General features: G+C 74.4%; 14 protein-coding genes. 2 read left to right on the forward strand and 12 right to left on the reverse strand.

Annotated features, from left to right (window positions below; genetic code table 11):
• Positions 1–31 precede the first annotated feature (31 nt).
• The 6 genes from ACZ3KJ_RS31590 to ACZ3KJ_RS31615 form a co-directional block, all read right to left on the reverse strand.
• A complete protein-coding gene (locus ACZ3KJ_RS31590; RefSeq protein ID WP_467531992.1) occupies positions 32–946 on the reverse strand; it encodes an ATP-binding cassette domain-containing protein in 915 nt (304 codons plus the stop codon).
• A 5-nt stretch (positions 947–951) separates the two neighbouring features.
• Positions 952–2,028, reverse strand: a complete 1,077-nt coding sequence (locus ACZ3KJ_RS31595) for an ABC transporter permease (protein WP_467531994.1) — start codon at positions 2,026–2,028, stop codon at positions 952–954.
• Positions 2,028–3,047 carry a sugar ABC transporter substrate-binding protein gene (locus ACZ3KJ_RS31600; RefSeq protein ID WP_467531995.1) on the reverse strand — a complete coding sequence of 340 codons (1,020 nt, stop codon included), beginning with the start codon at positions 3,045–3,047 and terminating at the stop codon, positions 2,028–2,030. The genes ACZ3KJ_RS31595 and ACZ3KJ_RS31600 overlap by 1 nt, the downstream gene beginning before the upstream one ends.
• A 273-nt stretch (positions 3,048–3,320) precedes the next feature.
• On the reverse strand, positions 3,321–4,079 hold the full coding sequence (locus ACZ3KJ_RS31605) for an SDR family NAD(P)-dependent oxidoreductase (protein ID WP_467532074.1): 759 nt from the start codon (positions 4,077–4,079) through the stop codon (positions 3,321–3,323).
• Positions 4,080–4,081: 2 nt separating this feature from the next.
• A complete protein-coding gene (locus ACZ3KJ_RS31610) occupies positions 4,082–5,260 on the reverse strand; it encodes an acyl-CoA dehydrogenase family protein (protein ID WP_467531996.1) in 1,179 nt (392 codons plus the stop codon).
• Between the two features lie 205 nt (positions 5,261–5,465).
• Entirely contained in the window at positions 5,466–6,038 is a 573-nt protein-coding gene (locus ACZ3KJ_RS31615; protein WP_467531997.1) for a TetR/AcrR family transcriptional regulator, read from the reverse strand.
• Positions 6,039–6,188: 150 nt separating this feature from the next.
• Here ACZ3KJ_RS31615 and ACZ3KJ_RS31620 point away from each other — a divergent pair, with 150 nt between their 5' ends.
• Both ACZ3KJ_RS31620 and ACZ3KJ_RS31625 read left to right on the forward strand, forming a co-directional pair.
• Positions 6,189–6,566: a trypco2 family protein gene (locus ACZ3KJ_RS31620; RefSeq protein WP_467531998.1), complete on the forward strand. Its 378-nt coding sequence runs from the start codon at positions 6,189–6,191 to the stop codon at positions 6,564–6,566.
• Between the two features lie 31 nt (positions 6,567–6,597).
• Positions 6,598–10,215: a tetratricopeptide repeat protein gene (locus ACZ3KJ_RS31625; RefSeq protein WP_467531999.1), complete on the forward strand. Its 3,618-nt coding sequence runs from the start codon at positions 6,598–6,600 to the stop codon at positions 10,213–10,215.
• Between the two features lie 96 nt (positions 10,216–10,311).
• Here ACZ3KJ_RS31625 and ACZ3KJ_RS31630 read toward each other — a convergent pair whose 3' ends face one another.
• The 6 genes from ACZ3KJ_RS31630 to ACZ3KJ_RS31655 all read right to left on the reverse strand — a co-directional run bounded on the left by ACZ3KJ_RS31630 (position 10,312) and on the right by ACZ3KJ_RS31655 (position 24,358).
• Positions 10,312–11,532 carry a PucR family transcriptional regulator gene (locus ACZ3KJ_RS31630; protein ID WP_467532001.1) on the reverse strand — a complete coding sequence of 407 codons (1,221 nt, stop codon included), beginning with the start codon at positions 11,530–11,532 and terminating at the stop codon, positions 10,312–10,314.
• 49 nt (positions 11,533–11,581) lie between these two features.
• Positions 11,582–12,547 (reverse strand): alpha/beta hydrolase, encoded by a 966-nt coding sequence (locus tag ACZ3KJ_RS31635; RefSeq protein WP_467532002.1) that lies wholly within the window; start codon positions 12,545–12,547, stop codon positions 11,582–11,584.
• A gap of 94 nt (positions 12,548–12,641) precedes the next feature.
• The gene (locus ACZ3KJ_RS31640; RefSeq protein ID WP_467532004.1) at positions 12,642–14,222 is read right to left on the reverse strand and encodes an acyl-CoA carboxylase subunit beta; all 1,581 of its coding nucleotides are present in this window, start codon (positions 14,220–14,222) and stop codon (positions 12,642–12,644) included.
• Positions 14,215–21,159, reverse strand: coding sequence for an SDR family NAD(P)-dependent oxidoreductase (locus ACZ3KJ_RS31645; RefSeq protein ID WP_467532005.1), 6,945 nt, complete (start codon positions 21,157–21,159; stop codon positions 14,215–14,217). The genes ACZ3KJ_RS31640 and ACZ3KJ_RS31645 overlap by 8 nt, the downstream gene beginning before the upstream one ends.
• Positions 21,156–22,943, reverse strand: coding sequence for a fatty acyl-AMP ligase (locus ACZ3KJ_RS31650; RefSeq protein WP_467532006.1), 1,788 nt, complete (start codon positions 22,941–22,943; stop codon positions 21,156–21,158). The genes ACZ3KJ_RS31645 and ACZ3KJ_RS31650 overlap by 4 nt, the downstream gene beginning before the upstream one ends.
• Positions 22,944–22,996: 53 nt before the next feature.
• Positions 22,997–24,358, reverse strand: a complete 1,362-nt coding sequence (locus tag ACZ3KJ_RS31655) for an MFS transporter (protein ID WP_467532007.1) — start codon at positions 24,356–24,358, stop codon at positions 22,997–22,999.
• Between the last annotated feature and the right edge of the window lie 224 nt (positions 24,359–24,582).

Below are 24,582 nucleotides of genomic sequence, written 5' to 3' on the forward strand. Positions count from 1 at the left end.
AGTCGCTCCGTTCCCATGGCGGGGCGGGCGGTCAGGGCGTCCCGTCACCGGGTTCCGCGACGGGCGCGGTGAGGTCCTCCGCCTCCGGGAGCTCCTCGACGTCCACGCCCCGTACCTGGGCCAGTTCGTGCTTGAGCGCGGCGAGTTCGGCGCCGCCAGCCATGTGGTGGGTGAGTTCCTCCAGGCCTACCTCGCTGCGGTCGGCGGAGAGTTCCAGGGTGCCCAGGCGCAGCACGCTGAAGTGGTCGCCGACCATGTAGGCGTGGTGGGGGTTGTGGGTGATGAAGATGACGCCGAGGCCGCGGTCGCGGGCGGCGGCGATGTACTTCAGGACCACGCCGGACTGCTTGACGCCGAGGGCGGCGGTCGGCTCGTCCAGGATCAGCACGCGGGCGCCGAAGTGGACGGCGCGGGCGATGGCGACGCACTGGCGCTGGCCGCCGGAGAGGGTGCCGATGGGCTGTTCCAGGTCGTCGAGGACGATGCCCATGGTGCGCAGTTCCTCGTCCGCGATCCTCTTCATGCGGTCGATGTCGAGGCGGCGGACCGGCCAGGGCCCCTTGGTGATCTCCGAGCCGAGGAAGAAGTTGCGCCAGACCGGCATGAGGGGGACGGTGGCGAGGTCCTGGTAGACGGTGGCGATACCGCGGGCGAGGGCGTCACGGGGGGTGGTGAAGCGGACGTTTTCGCCGTCGACGAGGAAGTCGCCCTCGGTGTGCTGGTGCAGCCCCGAGACGATCTTGATGAGGGTGGATTTGCCGGCGCCGTTGTCGCCCAGGACACAGGTGACCCGGCCGGGACGGACGACGAGGCTCACCCCGTGCAGGGCGCGGACGTTGCCGTAGGACTTGCCGGCGCCCCGCAGTTCGACCAGCGGGCGTTCGCCGCCCGGGGGCGGGGGGTCCGCGAGGGCGGCGCCGTGCGGGCCGGTGTTGTCGGTCGTCATGGGGGTCACCTCCGGGTCGCCGTGCGCTGGACCCACAGATTGATGAGGACGGCGCCGAGGAGCATCACGCCGAGGAAGGCCTTGAACCAGTCGGGGTTCCAGCCGGCGTAGACGATGCCCTGCTGCACCATGCCGAACATGAACGCGCCGAAGACCGGCCCGATCGCCGAGCCGTAGCCGCCGGTCAGCAGACAGCCGCCGATCACGGCCGCGGCGATGTAGATCAGCTCCTGGCCGACGCCCTCGCCGGACTGCACGGTGTTGAAGGAGAACAGCTGGTGCATGCCGACGAACCAGGCGCCGAAGCCGACCAGCATGAACAGCGAGATCTTGGTGAAGGTGACCGGCACGCCGACGGCGCGGGCGCTCTCCCGGTCGCCGCCGACGGCGTAGATCCAGTTGCCGTACCGGGTGCGCAGCAGCACCCAGGTGGCGAGCGCGGCGAAGACGAGCCACCACACGACGGTGATCTTCACCTGGACGCCGCCGACGTCGAACGACGAGGCGAAGACCGCCCTGGCCTGGTCGAAGCCGTCCATGTCGCTGATGTCGTCGGTGGCGACGTCGCCGGTGACCAGCCGGGTCACGGCGAGGTTGACGCCCTGGAGGATCAGGAAGGTGCCGAGGGTGACCAGGAAGCTCGGCAGGCCGGTCCTGATCAGAAGCCAGCCGTTGAACAGGCCCACGGCGAGCGAGAAGACCAGGGCGAGGACGACGCCCGTCCACACGTTCAGGGTCAGCTGGTAGCTGAGCATGGCCGCGGTGAGCGCCGAGCTGATCACGGCGACACCGGCCGACAGGTCGAACTCGCCGCCGATCATCAGCAGGGCGACCGGCAGGGCCATGATCCCGATGGTCGACGACTGGTAGAGGATGTTGGCCATCGAGCTGCCGTCGCGCACGGGCGGGGCGGTGGCGAGGAAGAACAGGTACACCGCGACCGCGCCGAGGAAGACGCCGACCTCGGGGCGGGCCAGCAGCCTGCGGACCAGGGGGCGGCGCGCGGTCCGTCCGTCGGTCCCCTGCGGGCCGGGGGCCGGCGGTGTGCCCACCGCCGGCCCGGCGTGCGGGGCCCCGCTCATCACCGGGTGCCCTTCTCCGCGAAGCCGGCGACGGTATCGACGTTGGACTTGTCGACGAAGGCCGGGCCGGTCAGCACCGGCTGCTCGCCGCCGCCCAGGTAGTTGCCGTTGTTCTTGTAGAGCCACAGCGAGTCGACCGCCAGGTAGCCCTGGAGGTAGGGCTGCTGGTCGACGGCGAACTCGATGGTGCCCTCGCTGATGGCGCCGGTCAGTTCCTTGTTCAGGTCGAAGGTGGCGATCTTCGCCTTGCTGCCCGTCTCGGACACCGACTGCGCGGCCGTCATCGCGATCGGCGCGCCGAGGGTGACGACGTGGTCGATGGAGGCGTCCTGCTTGAGCTTGGCGGTGATCGTGGACTTCACGGACGGCATGTCGGTGCCGTTGACGAAGAGGTTCTCGACGGTGCCGGAGAACGTCTTCTTCACGCCGTCGCAGCGCTGGGTGAGGCCGACGTTGCCCTGCTCCTGGATGACGCAGACGGCGTTCTTCGCGCCGAGCGAGTTCAGCTTCTCCCCGAGGGCCTCGCCGGCCACCGTCTCGTCCTGGCCGAAGAACTCCAGCAGGCCGAGCCGCTGCCAGTCGCTCACCCCCGAGTTCAGGCCGACGACGGGGATCTTCGCGGCCGTCGCCTTGGCGATGACGGCCTTGAGGGCGTCGGGCTTGGCGAGGGTGACGGCGATGCCGTCGACCTTCTGGTCGATGGCGTTCTGGATCAGGTTGGCCTGGTTGCCGGCGTTGGGGTCGCGGGAGTAGACCAGCTTGACGTTGTCCTTCGCGGCGGCGGCCTCGGCGCCCTTGCGGACGATGTCCCAGAAGGTGTCGCCGGGCGCCTGGTGGGTGATCAGGGCGACCGTCATCGCCGGTGTGCCGGCCTTGCCCGCGGCGGCGCCGCTCCCGCTTTCCTCGGCCTTCTTGCCACCTGAACCGCTGGAGCAGCCCGCGAGGGTCAGGGCCACCGCCGCGGCGAAGGCCACGGCCGGGGCGAGTCTGCGGGATCGGGAGGGGGAAGAGCTGTCCATTTTTCCAGCACCTCACTGTGCGACGGGGACGACGGGGAACGAGGATCCGATCGCGGCCGGGAGCCTCACACCCGGCGACGACGCGCCCGACGGTGACGCACCCGACGGTCACGATCTACCCCGTGCGCACCGCCGTCACCCTCCGCCCCGGGAGACGGCGTCCCCGGGGCGGCATGCCCGGAGGGGGCGGCCCCGGGGCGGGCATGCCCGGCGCGGGCGGCCCCGGGGCGGGCATGCCCGGCGCGGGCGGCCCCGGGGCGGGCGGTCGCGGGCTCAGCGGGGCGCCATGCGCAGCGCGCCGTCCATGCGGATCGTCTCGCCGTTGAGGTAGTCGTGGTCGACGATCGCCAGGGCGAGCCGGGCGTACTCCTCCGGCCGGGCCAGACGGTGCGGGAAGGGCACGCCGGCGGCGAGCGAGGTGCGGATCTCCTCCGACACCGTGGCCAGCATCGGTGTCTCCACGACGCCGGGGGCGATGGTGCACACCCGGATGCCGTACTGCGCCAGGTCGCGGGCGGCGGGCAGGGTCAGGCCGACGACACCGCCCTTGGAGGAGGAGTAGGCGGCCTGGCCGATCTGGCCGTCGTAGGCGGCGATGGAGGCGGTGTTGACGATCACGCCGCGCTGTCCGTCGCCGTCGGCCTCGGTGCCGGCGATGGCCTCCGAGGCGAGCGCGAGCACGTTGAAGGTGCCGATCAGGTTGATCTGGATCACCTTGGCGTACAGGGCGAGGTCGTGGACACCCTTCCTGCCGAGGATCCGCATCGACGGGCCGATGCCGGCGCAGTTGACCACCGTGCGCAGCGGGACGCCGGCGCCCGCGGCGGTGGCGACGGCGGCGCGCACCTGCTCCGGGTCGGTGACGTCGGCGGCGACATAGGTGACGCCGGCGACGTCCGGGGCCCGGTCGATGCCGTCCTTCAGGTCGAGGGCGAAGACCGTGGCGCCGCGCTCGGCGAGCGCCCTCGCGGTGGCCGCGCCGAGGCCGGACGCACCGCCGGTGACGAGGGCGGCGGTGTTCTCGAGCTGCATCATCACTCCTTGCCGAGGACGGTGAGCACACCGCCCTCGCTCCGGTCCAGCGCACGGGAGATGATCATGCGCTGGATCTGGTTGGTCCCTTCGAAGATCTGCATGACCTTCGCCTCGCGCATGTAGCGCTCGACGGGGAAGTCGCGGGTGTATCCGTACCCGCCGAGGACCTGCACCGCGTCCGTGGTCACCTTCATGGCGTTGTCGGTGGCCACGAGTTTGGCGATGGAGGCCTCCCGGGTGAAGGGCAGGCCGAGGTCCTTCAGCCGGGCGGCGGCCAGGGCGGTGGCGCGCGCCGACTCGATCGCGGCGCCCATGTCGGCGAGGACGAACGCCAGCCCCTGGTGCTCGATGATCGGCTTGCCGAACGTCTCCCGCTCCCGCGCGTAGCGCACGGCGTGGTCGAGGGCTCCCTGGGCGAGGCCGGTGGCGACGGCGGCGATGCCGAGGCGGCCGCAGTCCAGGGAGGCCAGCGCGATCCTCAGCCCCGCCCCCTCCTCCCCGATCCGGCGGCCGACCGGCACCCGCACGCCGTCGAGGCGCATGGTGGCGGTGGCCGACCCGGTCAGCCCCATCTTCCGTTCCGGCGGGTCGGCGCTCAGCCCCGGGGCGTCCGCCGGGACCAGGAAGCAGGAGATGCCGTGGGCGCGGTCGTCGGAGGTGCGGGCCATGACCGTGTAGAAGTCGGCGTACCCCCCGTGGGTGGTCCACGCCTTGGCTCCGTCGAGGACGTACGCGTCGCCGTCGCGGACCGCGCGCGTGAGCATGGCCGCCGGGTCGGAGCCGGCGTGCGGCTCGGACAGGCAGTAGGCGCCGAGGAGTTCCCCGCCCAGCATGTCCGGCAGCCAGGCGCGCCGCTGCGCCCCGGTGCCGAACCGGGCCAGCGGGAAGCAGGACAGGGCGTGCACGGAGAGTCCCACGGCGACGCTCGACCAGACCGCGGCGATCTCCTCCAGCACCTGGAGGTACACCTCGTACGGCTGGCCCGCCCCGCCGTCCTCCTCGGCGAACGGCAGCCCGAGCAGCCCGCTGCGGCCCAGGGTGCGGAAGACGTCGCGGGGGAACGCCCCGTCCGCCTCCGCGTCGGCGACCCGGGGTGCGAGTTCCTTGGCGGCGAGGATGCGGGTGAGCTGGATGAGCTCGACGGCTTCCTCGGTCGGCAGGGCGCGGGTGGCAGGCATGGTGACCTCCACTGAGTAGTGCTCCGAGTGGTGCTCCGAGTGGTGCTCTAGTATCACTCCGAGTGGTACTCCGAGTGATACTGGAGTGCGTACGAACGTATCAATCACAGTACGGCACGGGAGGGTGGAAAGGCACCCGTTCGCGAGGGGAGATCGCCGCCGGAGGCGGCGGGAGCGGCCGCGGGCGGCAGCGGGGAAGCGGGCGTCAGGGGGAGACGGCGTGCACGATCAGCGACGCGAGCTGCTCGTAGGCCTCCGCGTCGCTCAGCCCGGTGCGCGCCTTGAGCTCGCCCTGCTGGATCTGCCGCATGGTCGCGGCGGCGACCTCGCCGACGAACGCGGCGTGCACGTCGCGGAACGCGCCGTCGGAGACGCCCTCCGCGATCAGCCGGCGGACCCGCTCCGCGGCCATCCGCGTGTTCGCCTCGTAGACCTCCCGGGCGGGCGGGAAGTCCGCCACGTCGTCGAGGAAGCGGCGGGAGAGCGGACGCAGCTGCTCGGCGACGGCCGTCAGGTACGCACGGACCCGGTCCGAGGGGTCCACGGTCTGCGCCACCCGCTTCTCGACGACCTCGGTCGCCCCCCGGAAGTAGTGCTTGACCGCCTCCACGACCAGCCCCTGCTTGCTGCGGGCCAGCTGGTACAGCGTCGTCTTCGAACAGCGCAGCCGCACGGCGAGGTCGTCGAGGGTGAGGTCCGAGAACCCCTCCGCCGTGAGCAGCGCGACGAGTCGTTCCAGCAGGTCGGCCTGTCGGGCGGTACGGCGGGTGGACGGCATGATCCCAGCGTAACCGCGCCGCGCCCGGCCGCCGCCGCCCGGCCGCCGAAAGCCCCGGGTCCGCCCGCGTTGGTCCTCCCCCCACCCCGTCTGGCACTCTGTCACCTCAGGACCACGGCGCTCTCTGTCCGCGCCGGCGAGGGGGACACGATGCCCGAGGAGCTGGAACTGACGGCCGCGGTACGGCTGGTGCGCGACGCGTTGCTGAGCGCCGCCGCCGACACGCACGACGACCTGCGCTTCGAGGTGGGCCCGGTCGGCATGGAGTTCACGGTCGAACTGCGGCGGGACGTCGCCGCGAAGACCGGCTTCCGGGCCTGGGTCCTGTCCGGCGACGCGGAGGCGAGGGCCGGCCGGACCCGTACCCACAAGGTCTCGCTGACCCTCACGCCGAAGCGGGCCGACGGCCGGGCGGTGGAGATCTCCCGGAACCTGGCGGACGGGCACCCGGCGGACGGAGGCCTGCCGGGCGACGACGCCGGGGCCGACGACGGCTCCGCCCTCTTCCTGGCGCCCGACGCCTCCTGACCGCCCGTCCCGCGCGAAGGGTACGGACGCCATGAACAGGAGTCGGCTGGTCGCCGTGCGCGCCGACGGGGAGAGCGGCGGCGGCCGGGTCGGTTCGGGGTGCGTGATCGCGCCCCGCCTGGTGCTGACGGCGGGCCACGCGCTGCCCCCGCGGGAGACCGCCGGGTCGGCCGCCGGTGCGCGGGTGCGGGTGCGGGTGCAGTTGTTCACCGCCCGGCGGCTCGTACCCGCCGCCGTCGTCTGGGACGGCCGGCCGGCGGGCCTCGACGCGGCCCTGCTGGAGGTGGCGCCGGAGGACTGGCCGCCCGACGTCGCGGACTCCCCGGTGCGGTTCGGCCGGTTCGTGACCCTGCGGGCGGGGCAGCCCGCCGACGCCCTGGGGTTCGCCCGGGTCCAGGCCTCCTCCCCCGCCGGTCTGGAGACCGCCCAGGTCTCCGGCACGGTGAGCCCCGGGGACCGGATGATCGCCGACCGCTGGGAACTCGGTGTCGACCGCGCCCCCGCCGACCTCGGCGACTCCCCGTGGAGCGGGATGTCGGGGGCGGCGCTGTGGAGCGGCCCGCTGCTGTGCGGCGTGGTGGTGGTGGACTCGGCGCACTGGAACCACGGCAAGCTCCAGGCGGTACCGGCTCACCGGCTGCTGGCCGAGGAGGAGTTCCGGTCGCTGCTGGCCCGGCGCACGGGGTACGTGCCGTCGGCCGAGGCGGTGGAACTGGAGGCGCTGTGCGAACCGGCCGTGCCCAGCCGCGCCCCGCGGCTGCCGTCCGAGTTGCTGCGCCCGCAGGCCGAAGCGGTGCCCTTCACCGGCCGGGACCGGGAGCTGCGGGACTTCGAGGACTGGTGCGTCGAGGGCGGCGGGCTCGCCACCCGGCTGATCACCGGGCTGGGCGGCCAGGGCAAGTCCCGTTTCGCCCGGGAGCTGTCGGCGCGCATGGCGACCCGCGGCTGGGTCGCCGCGCTGCTGCGCGAGTCCGCCGCCGAACGGGACGGCCTGGTCCGGGGGTTGCGGGCGCTGACCGCCGTCGACCAGCGGATGCTGCTGGTCATGGACTACGCCGAGACCAGTCCCGAGCTGATCGGCGACGTACTGGAGGTGCTGGAGGCGCGCGGCGGCCACCATCCCGTACGGATCGTGCTGATCGCGCGCAGCGCGGGCGAGTGGTGGGAGCGGCTCCCGGGTGCCACCGCGCGCAGCGCCGGGACGCTGAGCGGGGCGCACACCGTCGAACTCCGCGACGTCGCCACGACGCCCGCGCGGCGCGCCCTGATGTACGAGGAGGCGGTGCGGGCGCTGGCCCGGCGGCTGCCCGGGCTGGGGGCGCTGACGGAGTACGCGCGCGTCGACTGGGCCGCGGTCGAGCGGGCGGTCCTGTCGCGGCCCTACCGGGACTTCGACAACGGCTCCGCCCTGCATCTGCACATGCGGGCCCTTCTGCACCTCCTCACGGAGGCCGACCTCCGGGCGGACCGGCCGGCGGACGGCCGTCCGGACGGCCGTGCGGACACGCGTGGGGGCACCCGTGCGGACCCCCGTGACCCGGCCGGCTCCGGCCCGGCCGCGCCGCGGATCCCCCGCCCGGGCCGGGAGCCGGACGTCCGGGCGCAGCTCCTCGGGCACGAACGGCGGTACTGGAAGCGGACCGCCGGCGCCTGGTCCGAACTCGACGGCGTCGGCCACGACGTGCTGGCCGACGCGGTGGCGACGGCCACGCTGACCAGGACCGCCGATCCGCAGCGCGCCACCGAACTGCTGGGACTGCTCCCGGGCCTGGCCGGCGAGGAGCGGACCAGGGCCGCGGCGGAATGGCTCCACCGGCTGTATCCGCCGACCGAGGCGTCGTACTGGGGCGCCCTGGAGCCCGATCTGCTGGGCGAGTACCACGTGGCCCTGCGGTGCCGCGGGAACAGGGCCCTGCTGGGTTCGCTGCTGCCCCGGCTGGGCGGCCGCGAGGCCGAGCGGGCGCTGACCGTGCTGGCCCGGGCCGAGGCCCAGCCCGGCTGCCCCTGCCCGGATCTGGCGGAGCAGGTGGCGGACCTGATCGTCGGCCACCCCGACGCCCTGGCCGTCCCGGCGGTGGTGGTCGCCGGGCGGTCGGAGAACCCGGGCTTCCTGCTGCACGCGCTGCACCGGCTGGTGGAGCGGCCGGACCTGCCGCTCGACCTGCTGGAGGTGCTGCACGCGGCGGTGCCGGACCGCAGCCGTCTGCTGGGCGAGCAGGCGCTGGACATCGCCCGGCGACTCGTCCACGCGCACCGCCGCCGGGCCCGCCTCGCGGGCGGCGTCCTCGCCCCGGCCCCGGTGCGGGCCGACCTGGCGGGGGCGGAGCACAACCTCGCGGTCCGGCTGAGCTCCGTACGGCGCTGGACGGACGCCGTGGAACGCGGCGGCCGCGCGGTACGGCTGTACCGCGGGCTGGCCCGCAGCGACCCGGGCGCGTACCTCCCGCTGCTCGCCGAGTCCATCGGGGTGCGCTGGGGCGCGCTGTTCGAACTGGGCCGGTACCGCGAGGCGCTGGCGGACTGCACGGAGGCGGTGCGGGTCGGCCGGCGGCTGGTGGCGGGCGGGTCCGGGACGCGGACGGCGGCCGCCTCGATGCCGCACCGGGCCCGGCTGGCGCAGGCGCTGAGCAGCCTCTCCGTGGTGCTGGCCGCGCGGAACCTGCGCGCGGAGGCGCTCAGCGCCGGTGAGGAGGCCGTGGAGATCCTGGAGGAACTGGTCCGCGACCGGCCCACCCGCCAGCACCTCGCCCTGCTCGCCGGCGCGCTGCACAACCTCGCCAACCGGCGCTCACCGGGTCAGGACGCCCTGGAGACGGTGACCCACGCCGTGCTGATCCGGCGCCGGCTCGCGCAGGTCCATCCGGACGCCTATCTGCCCGCCCTGGTGGAGTCCCTGCACAACCAGGCGCTGGAGCTGACCGCGCTGAACCGCTACTCGGCGGCGGTGCGGGTCATCGACGAATGCCTGCGGGTGACGCTGCACCTGGTGGAGGACCAGCCCACCATCCACCGTCCCACGCTGGCCCGGGTGCTCGGGACCCGGGCCGGGGCGCTCAGCGGGGCCGGCGCGCACACCCAGGCGGTCCGTACGGCGGTGCGGGCGCTGCTGCTCCTCCAGGATCTCGGGCGCGAGCGGCCCGCCGAGTACGAGCAGGCCATCGAGGCCATGACACGGCACACGGCGAACGTGGCCTGGGACGCGTACGCCGGCTGGGACGAGGCGGCCGGCGCCGCGTGGTGGCTGCGGCTGCACCAGGAGGCCAACCGCCGGGCCGCCGTGCGCCGTGACCGGGAGCGGCGGGAGCGGTGGCGCGCGACCCGGTGGCGCCGGGTCCCGGAATGGCTGGGCCGGTGGGCCGGGATCCGGCTGACGGTGTCACGCCGGCACGATCCGGCGCGGCCCGCGGCGCGGATCCCCCGTTTCGGGGTGGACCTCACCGTGCCGCCCGTCCCCGGCACCCCGGACGGCGACGAGAGGATCCGTGACCAGCGGGAGTTCCGCAGGCTGCTGGACCAGGGAGACCTGATCCGGGTGGACACCCCGAAGCCGGACACGATGCGCGGGCTGTCCGAACTCGAACAGGCGCTGGCGCGCGCCTACGAGATGGAGGTGGCCCTGGAGTCGTACCTGCCGGACCAGGCGCGGTAGCGCCCGGGGGCGGGCGACCGCCCCCGACCGCGGGCGCACGCCGGAGCCGGTGAGCCGTGGCCGCCGCGCCCGGTACGGTCACCGTCGCCGCGCCCCTCACGCGTCGGCTGCTCCGCCCCGTCCGCACGACGTGTCCCGGAGGCGGAGCGCCAGCTCGGCGTCGAACCGGAAGTCGGCGTCGCCGAGGCGGTCTCCGAAGAGTTCCCTCAGCTGACGCAGCCGGTTGCGGGCCGTCTGGGGATGGATGCCCAGCGCCGTGGCGACCTCGGGCGCGGACCGGCTCCAGGAGGAGAGCAGGGCGCGCAGCGTCTCCTCCAGGCGTTTGGCCTTGCCCAGTGACAGTCCCTCCAGGGGATCGGCCAGCCGCTCGGCCACCAGGGCGCTGACGGGCTCGCCCGCCAGCAGGATGAGGTCGGTCAGATGAGTCTCGGCCTTCACCAGCGACGTGTCGCCCGGGATGCGCCCCCGGCGGATGTGGTGCACCGTCAGGCGGGCGCAGTGCAGCGACAGCCACGCCTCCGCCAGGGGGACCGCCGGTCCCACGACCAGGCGCCGGCCGGGGAACGCGGCCCGCAGGCGCTGCTCCCCTTCCGGTCCGGCCCGGACCGGGAGGACCGCGCGCAGCTCGGTGCCGCGGGGGACGAACAGAGCGTCGGGGAGGTGCCCGAGCGGTGGCGTGGTCTGGTTCTCGACGACACAGCACGCGACCTGGTCGGGCAGTGGCCACCGCGCCTTGTCGGCCAGGACCTCCAGTGCGGCGCCTCCGTCGAGGTCGCGTTGCAGCAGACGTTCGGCCAGCGCGCGGCGGTGGTCGGCGATCTCGTCGGTGCCCAGCGCTTTGGCCTCGGCATAGCCCTTGGTCGACTCGTTGGCCAAGGCGTTGATGTGGACCAGTACGGCCTCGCCCAGGCGCAGCACCGCCGAGAGCGGCAGATCGGCCTGACGGGCGGAGTCGACGTAGCAGCGGCAGGCGACCTGCGCCCCGATGCGGTACGCCTCCTGCAAGTGGTCGAGGTCGCGACCGGCGAAGAACTCGGTGCGGCCCAGTCTGCGGAAATAGGCGGTGACCTGGTCCTGGGGCCGGCCGGGGTCCTCGATGAGTTCCACGAACTGGTAGACGGCGCGCCGGACCGCGCCGACCAGGTCGCGCCCGACGGGGGACTCCAGCGAGCCGCGGTAGCTGGCCACGCTGCGCTGGATGACCTGGATCATCTCGGTGGCGATGGTGTCCGCCCGGGGCCGCAGCACGTGGGCCATCTCGACCGGCAACTCGAACCAAGGTCCGTGGATCGGGGCCGTGACGTTGTTGCTTCCCACTCCGAGCACCTCCGGCCGGCACGGTGTGAACTGCTGCTGACAACTTGTCTCACATGCCGAGCCCTTGGGCAAGAGTGGGCCAGGACCGGTGCAGCGCGCGTTCCCAGTAGGGCCAGTCGTGCGTGCCGTTTCCGTAGAAATCGCTGGTCACCGGCAGCCCGTTGGCCTGGAGCTTCGCCACGAACTGCTGCGAGGTGCCCAGGGCGGCGGGTTCGAGGGCGTCCGCGCCCTCGTCCGGCGCGAGATCACTGGGCAGGCCGTTTCCGGACGAGACGTAGAGCGCCTTTCCGCGGAGTGCCTCGACGTTGTCGTACGGATTGTGGGACCGCCACAATCCATTCGTCAGGAGCTCTTCGCCCCACAGGGCCGTCCAGTTCCAGATTCCCTCCCGGACGAGGATGCTCTTTATCAGCGCGGGAACACCGAAGGACAGCGTATTGAGCATTCCGCTGTAGGATGCGGCGGCCCCGAACAGCTCCGGGTGCCGGAACGCGTAGTGCATGGCGCCGAATCCGCCGATGGACAGGCCGGCCACGGACCGCTGGGTGCCCGCCCGGTAATTGCGTTCGAGGATCTGCCGCACCTCGGTGACGTGGAAGGTCTCCCAGTCCGGTTTCGCACTGAGGCCGAAGTTCCACCAGGCCGAGTACATTCCGGCCGGCCCGTCGGAAGGCATGACGACCATCACGTCCTTGTCGGCGGTGAACTCCTCGACGTCGGTGAACTGGGTCCACGCGCGGTAGTCGGCCGTGTCGCAGCAGCCGTGCAGCAGCCACAGGGCCGGCCAGGTCCGGTCGGTCCGGCTGTCCCAGTTCGCGGGGAGGAGGACCCGGACCATCGCGCGCCGGCCGAGCGCGGGGGAATCGATCTCCAGATCGACGGTGCGGTCGTCGATCCGGGTCTCGCTCACGACGCTCGCGCCGTCGTCGGCGGGCACGGACAGGGACGCGGCGACGGCGGGCGTGGCCGCGGGGGTGAGGGGGGTCACGGTCAGCGCGGCGGCCAGCAGGGTCACGGCAGCCGCACGGTATCCGCCTGGAATTCTCATGCGCTTTCCTTTCCTGACGCGGGGCGAGGACGGGCCGACGAGGGGCGACGAGGGGCGGAACTCACAGCGGGATGTTCCCGTGTTTGCGCGCGGGGAGTTGTTTTCGTTTCGAGCGGAGCGAGCGAAAGGCCCGCGCCACCTCGATGCGCGTCGCCGCGGGGCGTATGACGCGATCCACGTAGCCCCGCTCGGCGGCCGGATACGGTGACGCCGTTCTCGCCCGGTAGTCGTCCACCAGGGCTTGCCTGATCCGGTCGCGGTCGCCCGCGTCGGTCTCCCGCAGAGTGCGCCGGTGCAGGACGGCGACCGCGCCCTCGGCGCCCATGACCGCGATCTCCGCCGACGGCCAGGCGAGGTTGACGTCGGCCCCGAGGTGTTTGGAGCCCATGACCGCGTAGCCACCGCCGTAGGCCTTGCGGACCACGACGGTCACCTTGGGGACGGTCGCCTCCGCGTACGCGTAGAGGAGTTTCGCTCCGCGCCGGATGATGCCCGCCCGTTCCTGGGCCACTCCCGGCAGGTATCCGGGGACGTCGGCCAGGGTGAGCAGCGGGATGCCGAAGGCATCGCAGAACCGGACGAATCGAGCCGCCTTCTCGGAGGCGTCGATGTCGATGACTCCGGCGAGGTGGCGGGGCTGGTTCGCCACCACGCCGACCGTGCCGCCCTCGATCCGGGCGAACGCGCAGAGCATGTTGGGCGCGAACCCGTCGTGCACCTCCAGGAATTCGTCGTCGTCGGCGAGGGCGGCGACGAGTTCCCGCATGTCGTACGACCGGTCGGGGTCGCCGGGGACGAGGGAGTCCAGCGCCCGGTCGGTGGGGGTGATCTCGTCACCGGAGGCGGACGGGTAGATGGGAACGGGGTCCATGTTGTTGGCCGGGAGGTACCCCAGGAGGGTCCGGACCCAGTCGACGGCGTCGGGCTCGTCGCCGGCCCGGTAGTGGGCGTTGCCGGACACCGCGCTGTTGACGGCGGCGCCGCCGAGGTCGGCGGCGCTGACGCGTTCGCCGGTGACGGCGGCGACGACGTCCGGTCCGGTGACGAACATGTGCGCCGTCCCGTCGACCATCACGGTGAAATCGGTGAGGGCCGGCGTGTAGACCGCACCGCCCGCGCAGGGCCCGAGGACCAGGGAGATCTGCGGCACCACCCCGGAAGCGGCGACGTTGCGCATGGCGATCTCGGCGTAGTACGCCAGTGACGTCACGCCCTCCTGGATGCGGGCCCCGCCGGAGTCGTTGATGCCCACGATCGGGCACCCGATGTCGAGGGCCCGGTCCATGATCTTGAGAACCTTCTCGCCGAAGACCTCGCCGAGACTGCCGCCCAGGACGCTGAAGTCCTGGGAGAACAGGCAGACGGGGCGTCCGTCCACGGTGGCCTGGCCGGTCACCACGCCGTCGCCGTAGGGACGGTGGTCCGACATGCCGAAGTCGGTGCAGCGGTGCCGGGCGAAGCGGTCGAACTCGGTGAAGGAGCCGGGATCGACGAGCAGGTCGATCCGCTCACGAGCGGTCAGCTTGCCCTTGGCGTGCTGGCGTTCGCCCGCGCTCTTCTCGTTGACCCGCAGGACTTCGTCGTCGCGTGCGAGCAGGTCGGCGATGTCCACGGCGGTGCCGTCGGAGGGGCGGTCAGCCACGGTGGCCTCCTGGGGCGTGTGTCGTGGACTCCAGTTCCTTGAGCAGCCGATGTGCCACGACGTCGATGTGGGGCGGATCGATCACGGAGATGTGGTCTCCGGGGACGGGCACGACGTCGAGGCCGGGGCACAGGACGTCCCAGCCCAGGGCGGTGTCGGTGCGCAGGTAGCGCGGGTCCAGCGACGTGGTGAGAGGGTGCGGCTCGGCGGCGCGGAAGAGCAGGACCGGGCCGCCGTACGGCCGCGGCCGGTAGGCCTCGGCGATGCGTGCGTCGAGGTAGGAGGTGTACTGGTGGTGCAGGGCGGCCGGCCCCATCCGCGGGACCCGCTCGCGGATGCGCGCGATGACCCGGTCGAACAGGTCGAGGTCGGTTTCCCTGCCGCGGACCGGGACGTCCAGGCCGAGCGGCACGCCGTAGGTGTGCTCTATGTGCTCGGCGAAACGCGCGACGCGGGCGAGGCGGGCCCGGTCGACGTCGTCGGTGGGCAGGGGGAGGATGGCGTCGATCAGGAAGAGCAGGTCGACCTCGGCACCGGCGGCGGTCAGCTGCCGCGCGACCTCGTACGCCAGGCAGCCGCCGAAGGACCAGCCTCCGAGCCGGTAGGGCCCGTGGGGGCGCAGCCGGCGGATCTCGGCGATGTAGGCGGCGGCCTTGGCCTCCACGGTGTCGAGGGCGTCGAGCCGTTCCAGCCCGTAGCAGTTCGCCGCCCCGCCGATCCGGTCGGCGAGCGGCCGGTAGACCGCGGTGGGTCCGCCCGCGGGGTGGAACAGGAAGAGCGCCGTCTCCCGTCCGTGGTCGGCGAGCACCCGCACCGGCCCGTCGGCGCCGCCCTCGATCCGGTGGCGCAGCAGATCGGCGACGGTGGCAATGGTGTCCGTGCCGGTGAGCCGGACGGGTTCGTCCCCGGGCAGGGCGGCGTTCATCTCGTGCGCCAGGCGGACCCGGTCCGCGTCCGTGGCACCCGCGGCGTCCAGCGTGACGTCGACGGCACGGCCGTGGGCGCCGAGCACCCCGCGCCAGTGCCGGGCGACCCAGCGCTCGGCGGTGTCGCGCGGTTCCGGGCCCGGGGCGCTGCCGGTGCCCGGCCGCCGCCGGGGCACCGCTGTCGTCCCGGTGGCGAGCCGTTCGGCCAGCGCGGCGGCGAGTTCGTTGGCCGACGCGCCGCGCAACAGCAACGGGAGCGGCAGCGGCACCCCGATGTCGCGTTCGACGGTGGAGCGTGCCCGCATGGCGGTGAGCGAGTCCAGTCCCAGTGCCGTCAGCGGCGCGTCGGGGTCGAGGGATGACGGGTCGGCACGGAGCAGTTCGCCGAACACGGCGAGCAGGTGGGCGGTGATCGCCTCCGGCGTGGTGCCGACGGCCGCCCGCGCCGAGGCCGGCGCCGGTGCCGCGGACTCCGCGAAGTAGGCCCGGCCCACGGCGTCGGGGAACGTGTCCCGCACGGAGTTCATGTCGAGTCGGAACACACCGGCCTGGGACGGTCCCGAGGCCAGGAGCTCCCCCAGGGCGGCGAACCCTTCGTCGGGGCCGAGGCGCGCGGCCGCGGACTCCGCCGTCGCGACGGCGGCGCCGATCCCGGACCAGGCACCCCAGTGGACGGTGACCACCGGGACGCCCCGCGCGCGCCGGTGGGCGCCGAAGGCGTCGAGCCAGGCGTTCGCGGTGGCGTAGGCGGCCTGCCCCGGGGAACCCAGCAGGGCCGCGGCCGAGGAGTAGTCCACCCACCAGTCCAGATCGAGCCCCGCCGTCGCCTCGTGCAGCCGCAGGGCGCCGTCGGCCTTGGCCCGCCAGACGGTGTCGAGCTGGCCGTCGGTCATGGCCACCACGGCCGCGTCGTCGAGGACGCCCGCGGCGTGGATCACGCCGCGGACCGGGACGCCGTCCGCGCCGCCCGCGACGACCATGCGGTCCGCGGTGCCGGCGTCGGCGATGTCACCGGTGACCACGGCCACCTCGACGCCCGTCGAACGCATCCGGTCGATGCTCTCGGCGGCGGCGGACGCGGGCGGCCGGCGTCCGGCGAGCACCAGCCGGGTCGCGCCCCGCTCGGCGAGCCACTCGGCGGAGGCCAGACCGAGGCCGGTGAGACCGCCGGTGATCAGGTAGGAGCCCGGCCGTACGACCGGGGTGCGTGGGGTGCGCGGGGTGTGCGGGGTGTGCGGGGTGTGCGGGGTGTGCGGGGTGTGCGGGGTGTGCCGGGGTGGTGCCCCGCCCCGCAGTCTGCGCACGTAGCGGACGCCGCCGCGCCACGCGACCTCGTCGTCCGGCGGGGACGCGAGGATCTCGGCGGCCGCCTCCGCCACGGACCGCTCGTCGGGCGCCGGGTCGAGGTCCACGAGGGTGGCGCGCAGCTCCGGGTGTTCGAAGGCGAGGACGCGGACCAGCGCGCGCAGTGCCGCCCGACCCGGGTGTCCGGGCTCGTCGTCGGTGACCGGGACGGCGCCCCGGGTCACCAGCCACAGCCGTGGCGGGGCGTCGAGCTCGGCCAGGGTGCGGACGGTGTCCGCGACGGCGGCGACGAGCCGGCGGGCCGCTCGCGGATCGAGCGGTGCGGAAGGGCCGCCGACGGCCAGGACCACGCTGTCGCGGCCGGCTGCGTGGGCGGCGGCCTGGTGCGCCGGGGCCAGGTGCACCCGTCCCCCGTGCGCGGTGATCTCCTCGGCGAGCTCGGCCGTCCAGGTGGCTCCGTGGTCGAGCAGCACCTGCGTGCCACGAGGTCCCGTGGGCCGGGGCGGCCCGTCGAGCGGCAGGGGTGTCCAGACGGCGTGATGGCCGAGCCGGTCGAGGCCCAGGGGGAGGTCTCCACCGCTCAGGGGGGCGCACTCGACGGACGCGAACGTCGCCACCACCTCGTCACGGGCGTCGAGGAGCTGTACGTCCCCGCGGCGGACGGCTCCCTCTCCCGTCGGCGCGAGCCTGGCCCGGACCCGCACGCCCGCGGCGGCGTCGCCGCTCACATGGACGCTGCCGAAGCGGACCGGCATCCAGGCCGTACGTGCGGCCTCGTCGGCGTCGACCGCCGCGGCCAGCGCGTGCAGACAGGCGTCGGCCTGGGCGGGGTGCAGGTGGAAGCGGCGCGGGCGCAGGTGCGCGGGCACGACGAGCTCGGCCCGGGCGGTGCCCGCCGACGCCGTGACCGCCCGCAGCGCCCGGAACGCCGGCCCGTAGCGCTGGCCGACGCCGTCGAGACGCCGGTAGAGGTCGACCGGGGCGCCGTCGGGGACGGCGAAGGGGGCGGCGGGGTCGCCGTCGGGCACGGCGGAGACGTCGGCGGGGTCGCCGTCGGGCACGGCGGGGACGTCGACCGGGGCGCCGTCGGACGCGGCGAAGGGGTCGGCCGGGTCGCCTTCGGACGCGGCGAAGGGGTCGGCCGGGTCGCCGTCGGACACGGCGAAGGGGGCGGCCGGGTCGCCGTCGGGGACGGCGAAGGGGGCGGCGGGGTCGCCGTCGGACACGGCGGGGACGTCGGCGGGGTCGCCGTCGGGCACGGCGGGGACGTCGACCGGGGCGCCGTCGGGCACGGCGAAGGCGTCGGCGGGGTCGCCGTCAGGCATGGCGGAGGCGTCGACCGGGTGGCTCCGGGTCGGCACGGCGGAGGCTTCGGCCATGCGACCCCGGGTCGGCACGGCGGAGGCTTCGGCCATGCGACCCCGGGTCGGCACGGCGGAGGCTTCGGCCATGCGACCCCGGGTCGGTACGGCGGTGGCGTCGGCCAGCAGGACGTGCCGGTCCCCCACGGGTCCGTACACGCGTACGGCCAGTCCCGTACCGGTCCGGCGTCCGCGCAGGCACACCCGGGTCCGCTCGGCCAGCGGAAGCATGCGGTGCAGCACCAGGTCGCGCACCGCGACCGGACCGAGCACCGACTGCCCGGCGGCGAGCACCAGCTCCAGGTGGGCGGTGGCCGGCAGGACCGGTACGCCGTCGACGGCGTGATCGGCCAGCCACGGGTGGTCGGCGAGCCCGACGTCGCCGAACCAGACGTGCCCGTCGCCCTCGGGCAGTTCGTCTCCCTCTCCCAGCAGGGGGTGGCCCCCGGCGGGCCGGCCCGCCGGCGCCGGCGGGACCCAGTACTCGCGGTGCTCCCAGCCCGGCGCGGGCAGGTCGAGCACCACTCGGTCGGGGTGCCGGGCGAGCAGGACACCCGGGTGTCCCAGGACGTGGGCGCGCGCCACCGCGGCGGCGAATCCCCCGGTCGAGCGGTCCGGGTCGCGGCGTACGGTCGCCAGAACCTGTGCGGCGGGCTCCCGGCCGGCCGCGGTCTGTTCGACGGCGATCGTCGCGACGGGGTGCGGGGACACCTCGACGAAGCCGTGGTGGCCGTCGTCGAGGGCGGCGGCCACGGCCTGGGTGAACCGGACCGGACGGCGCAGGTTGGCCGCCCAGTAAGCGGCGTCGAAGGCGGCCGCTCCGCGGGGGTCGTCGGTGACGGTGGAGTACACGGGGATCGTGGGCGTGGCGGGACGGACCGGCCCCAGGTCGGCGCGGAACCGGCCCAGCAGGGGGTCCACCGCGGCCGAGTGGCCGGCGCCGCCCACCTTCAGCATCCGTGCCATGCCGCCGCCCGCGCCGACGTGGGCGACCAGCGCGGCTACCTGGTCGCGCGGTCCGCTGACGGTGCACTGGGTCGGGGAGGCGTGGACGGCGACGGTGACCGACGGGAACGCCTCGCGCAGCTCGGCGAGGCCGTCCGCCGACAGTTCGACCGCGGCCATCGCCCCCGCGCCCGCACCGTCGACCTCGGCCAGCAGGGCGGTGCGGGCGAGCACCACCCGCAGGCCGTCCCGAGCGGTCAGCGCCCCCGCCACGACGGCGGCGGCGATCTCGCCGATCGAGTGGCCGATCACCGCGCCGGGTGTCACGCCGTGGGCGCGCCACAGCTCGGCCAGTGCGAGCTGCATGCCGAACAGTGCGGGCTGGTGGACCCGGAAGTCCTGGGCCGCCGCGTTCTCGCCCAGGGCTGCCGAGAGCGCGAACCCCGCCAGGTCGGCGTAGTGGCCGTCCAGTGCGGACACCGCGCGGGCGAACGCCGGTTCCTCCTGGAGGAGCCTGGCGCCCATCGCCGGCCACTGCGACCCGTAGCCGGAGAACACGAAGACCGGTGCCTCGTCGAGCGCCGGGGACGGCCGCGCGGTGTCGAGCAGTTCGTGGGGGCGGCCGGCGGCGAGGGCCCTCAGCGCGGCGAGGACGCCGGACCGGTCGGTGGCGACGATCGCCGCGCGGCAGACGCCGTGGTCGCGGCCGTGGGCCAGCGCGGCGGCCAGCCGGTGCGGCGGCACGTCCCGCTCGGTCAGCCAGTCGGCGAGTGCCCGGGCGTCGCGCGCGAGCCGCTCGGTGGTCGGGGCTCCGAGGCCGATCACGGCCGGGCGCCCGGGCGGCTGCTGCCCCGGCGGTGGCGCGGAGCGCGGCCACTCCTCGAGGACGAGGTGGGCGTTGGTGCCGCCGAACCCGAACGCGGACACTCCCGCGCGGGCCTGGCCCGAGTGGCGGGGCCATACGGTGCTCTCGGTGACGACCCGCAGCCGGGACATGTCGATGTGGGGGTTGGGTCGGGTGTGGTTGCGGCTGGCCGGGATGCGGCCGTGGTGCAGGGCCAGCACGGTCTTGATCAGGCCGGCGATGCCCGCGGCGCCCTCCAGGTGGCCGATGTTGCTCTTGACCGAGCCGATGAGCAGCGGTCGGTCGTCGGGCCGGTCGGCGGCGAGGGCCTCCGACAGGGCGGCCGCCTCGATGGGATCGCCCAGCAGGGTGCCGGTGCCGTGCGCCTCCACGTAGTCGACGGTGGACGGCGGGACCCCGGCCGAGGCGTACGCCTGACGCAGCAGTCGCCGCTGGGCCAGCGGATTGGGGGCCGGCAGGCCGTTGGAGCGGCCGTCGGAGTTCACGGCCCCGCCACGGATCACGGCGAGGACCCGGTCCCCCGCCCGGCGGGCGTCGGCGAGGCGCTTGAGGACGACCACACCGCAGCCCTCGCCGCGGACGATGCCGTCCGCGGCCGCGTCGAACGGTTTGCACCGCCCGTCGGGGGCCAGCGCGCCGGCGGCGGCGAACGACGCGCTCACCCCTGGCGTGAGGAGCAGATTGACGCCGCAGGCCAGGGCGGTGTCCGCCTCGCGGAGCGCCAGCGCGCGCACCGCCTGGTGCACGGCCACCAGGGACGACGAGCACGCGGTGTCGATGGTCATGCTGGGGCCGTGGACGCCCAGGGCGTACGACAGCCGGTTGGCCGCGATCGAGCCCGCCGCGCCCTGGCTCGACCACGCGTCTGCCCTGGCCGGGTCGGCGAGGGTGAGCAGCGAGTACTCGGTGGCCGACAGTCCGACCCAGACGCCCGTGTCCGTGCCGCGCAATCGCCCCGGCGGGATCCCCGCGTGGGCCAGCGCCTCCCAGGTGACCTCCAGCAGCAGCCGCTGCTGCGGGTCCATCAGAGCGGCCTCCTCGGGAGAGATGCCGAAGAACTCGGCGTCGAAGGAGGCGATGCCGGCGAGCACGCCCGCCTGCCGCGGCACGTCGTCGCCCGCCTGTGGCCAGCGCTGTGCGGGGACCTCGCAGACCGCGTCCCGGCTCTCCCGCAGGAGGGACCAGTACGCCTCGGCCGTGGCGGCGCCGGGGACCCGGCACGCGAGGCCCACCACCGCGACCGGCGGGAAGGCGGCCGTGTGCGCCTCCACCGTTTCTTCCGGGCCGGCGGCTTCGGCGAGCACCTTCGCCAGGTCGGTGACCGTGGGCGCGCTCCACAGCAGGGTGGGAGGCAGGTCGCGGCCGGCCCGGCGGGCGACCGCCGCGGCGACGGCGACCGTCTGCCGCGAGGACAGCCCGCACTCGCGCAGCGGGCGGGACAGGTCGGCGTCGGTGAGGTCGTGCCCCAACTCGGTGCCCACCAGGGCGCGTAACCAGAGCAGCCATGCGCGCTCGTCGCGCGGCGTGGCCGTCACGACGCGTCCCGCAGGAAGCGGGCCCGGGCGCCGGACCGGCTGATCTTCCCGCTGGAGGTGCGCGGGACCTCTCCCGGCCCCAGCAGCACCATCGCGTGCAGTCCGACGCCGTGCACGTCGGTCAGCGCCGTCCGCACCGCGGCGATGATCTCGCTGTCGGGGACGGCGTCCGGGTCGACGCCCTTGGCCCGCTCGGCCAGCAGGACCAGCCGTTCGCCGTCGTCGGTCGGGACGCCGAAGGCGGCCACGGCGTGCCTGCGGACGCCGGGGTGCGCCCGCTCGGCGGTGATCTCCATGTCCTGCGGGTAGTGGTTGCGCCCGTCCAGGATCACGAGGTCCTTGATGCGCCCGGTGATGCAGAGGTGGCCGTCGACGATCACGCCGAGGTCGCCGGTGCGCAGCCAGCGGCCCTCCCCGTCCTCGACGAAGACGGCCGCCGTCTCCTGCGGCCGGCCCCAGTAGCCCAGGCCCACGTTGTCGCCGCTGACCCAGATCTCTCCCACGTGTCCCCCGGCCAGCGGCACGGCCGTGACCGGGTCGGTGATCCGTATCCGCTGGCCGGCGGGGAGACCGCAACCGACCAGCGTGGCCACTCCGGTCACCTCTGCCGCTCCCGCCGCTCCTTCGGCTCCCGCCGCTCCTTCCGCTCCTTCCGCCCCTTCCGCTTCGACGGCGTGTCCGGCCGCGAGGGCGTCCCGGTCCAGGCGGATCAGCCGCGGTTCCTCCCCGGCGGGGGAGGCCGACACCAGTACGGTCGCCTCGGCCAGCCCGTAGGCGGGGCGGTGGGCCTGGGGCGGCAGGCCGCAGTCGGTGAACGCCTCCCGGAACAGCGCGATGTTCGCGGGCAGGATCGGTTCGCTGCCGTCGATCAGTGCGACGACGTGGGCGAGGTTCAGCAGGGCGCGCTCGGCCTCGGTGACACGCGCCGCGGCATAGGCGTAGGCGAAGCTCGGTGCGGCGGTGATCGCGCCCGGGTTGGCCGACATCGCGCGCAGCCACCGGGCCGGGTCGGCGAGGAACGCCTCCGGGTCCATCAGCACCGACCGGGTCGCCGACACCACGGGGGCGGCGAGTCCGATCACCAGTCCCATGTCGTGGAAGAGCGGCAGCCAGGACACGTTGACGGTGTGTCCGGGCCGCATGCCGAAGGTGTCGAGGACCTGGCGGCAGTTCACGAGGACGTTGCGGTGGCTCACCATGACGCCGGCCGGGGCTCTGGTGGACCCGGAGGTGTATTGCAGGTAGGCGATGTCGTCGGGGTCGGTCCGGACGGGTTCGGCGATGCGTTCGCCGGCGGCGGGCAGGGCGTCGACCGCCACCACCTGGCCCTCGGCGAAGCCCTGGGCGCCGGCGAACTCCTGCACGGCGTGGACCTCACGCCAGGTGGTGAGCAGCAGGGCCGGCGCGCAGTCGGCGAGCACGCCGGACAGCCGCTGCCACTGCCGGGTGTCGCCCGGAGGGAACAGGGGCACCGCGATCAGCCCCGCGCGGATCGCCCCGAGGAACGACGCGAGGTAGTCGATCGACTGGGCGCACATCACCGCGGCCCGGTCGCCCGCGGACGCCCGGGGCCGGATCCAGGCGGCCACGGCGTCGGCTCGTTCGTCGAGTTCTCGCCAGGTGACGGTGGTGGCCACGCCGTCACGGACCCGGGAGTGGTCGAGGTAGGTGACGGCGGGTTCGTCGCCGCGGCGGTCGGCACATCGGCGCAGCAGGCCGGACAGCGTCCGCGGGGACGCCGCTTCGGAGGTGGGGGTGTCGGGTTCGGCTCGTTGCACGCGCATGGGGTTCTCGGCAATCGTGGAGGGAACGGGACGGGGAACGTGAGGGGGAAAGGTCAGGGGGGCGCCTGCTCGGGCGGGCGCAGCAGCGCCAGCGCGGCGGTCGCGGCGACGGCTTGGAGCGCGGCCGCCACCACCAGCGCCGTGGCGTAGCCGTGCGCGAGGTCCGTCACCGCGTTCCGGGCCAGCACCAGGCCGAGCAGGGCGACGCCCAGTGCGGCGGCCATCTCGCGTGCCGCGGTCAGCAGTGCCGCGACCGTGCCGGAGTCCCGGCCGGCGACCGTGTCCAGTGGATGGGCCGTCAGAGGCGCGGTGCACGCTGCCCCGAGGCCGAGCAGCACCAGACCGGGGACCCGCGACAGCAGGTCGGGCGCATGAGCGGTGCCCGCCAGCGCCAGGAACCCGCCGCCGCCCACCAGGCAGCCGGCCGCGACGGTCGCACGCACCCCGAACCACCTCGTCATGCGCACCACGGCGGGTGTGGCGGCCACCACCGCGATCGCGATGACGACGAGCGGCAGACTCGCCGCCACAGGGCCTTGGGCGAAGGCGTCCTGATGCACCATCGGGGTGAAGTAGACGGCCCCGCTGACCCCGATCCCCCAGGGCAGCAGCACCCCGACCGAACCGAGCACGGCGGAGTTCCGCACGACCTCGCGGGGGAACAGCGGTGTCGCGCTGCGCAGTTCGTGGCGTACGAGCGTTGTCAGCGCGGCCGCGCCCACGGCCACGGGCAGCCAGGACCAGTCCTGGCCCCACCCGACGATGGCCGCCGTCAACGCCGTGCTCGCGGCGACCGCCAGCAGTGCGGGGCCGACGGGGACCGCGGTGCGTACCGGATCGGCCCCGTCGTGCGCCGGCCTGCCGAGCAGGATCGCCGCGGCGGCCAGTGGCGGCAGGTGGGCCAGGAAGATCCATGACCAGTGGCCGTGCTGGGTGAGCACACCGCCCAGCCACGGTCCCAGCGCGAGCGCGGCGGCCAGGGCCGCGGTCCAGACCGCGGCCCCCAGGGGCCGGTGACGGGCCGGCAGCCCGGTGCGCACCAGCCGCAGGGTGCCGGGGACCACGATCGCGGCCCCTGCGCCCTGCCCCACCCGGGCGGCCACGAGAACGGCGGCGTGGGACGCCGTCGCGGCGGCCAGCGACGCCGAGGCGAAGAGCGCCAGCCCCGCCCGCAGTCCCGCCGGCCCCCAGCGGTCGAGCAGCGGTCCCGTGGCCGGGAGCAGCCCGGCGAAGGCCAGCATGTAGGCGATGCCGAGCCACTGGGCGCCCGCCATCCCCAGACCGAGGTCGGTCCGAATGGACGTCAGGGCCGCGACGAGGACCGCGTTGTCCGCGGTGCTCACGAACGCGACCAGCGCGATGACGGTCAGCAGCCGGCCGGAGGACGGCCGAGGGCCGGGCGGCCGGGCCGTCATGGCGACACCGGACAGGCCGGTGTGCCCGGTGAGACCGCGGGAGGGGCGACCGAACCGGACCGGTCGTCCGGGTCGGCGTACAGCACGCAGGAACAGCCGCCACATCTGCCTTCGCCACCACTTCCGATAACGAGCGCGCTTGATCGCCGGCCGGGGCTTATACGGCGCCGGCGCCCCCGGACGACGGCTCCGGCCGGGCCGGGCAGGTGCCGCGGTGTTCCGGA

It is taken from the genome of Streptomyces sp. NPDC003248 (assembly GCF_055563235.1).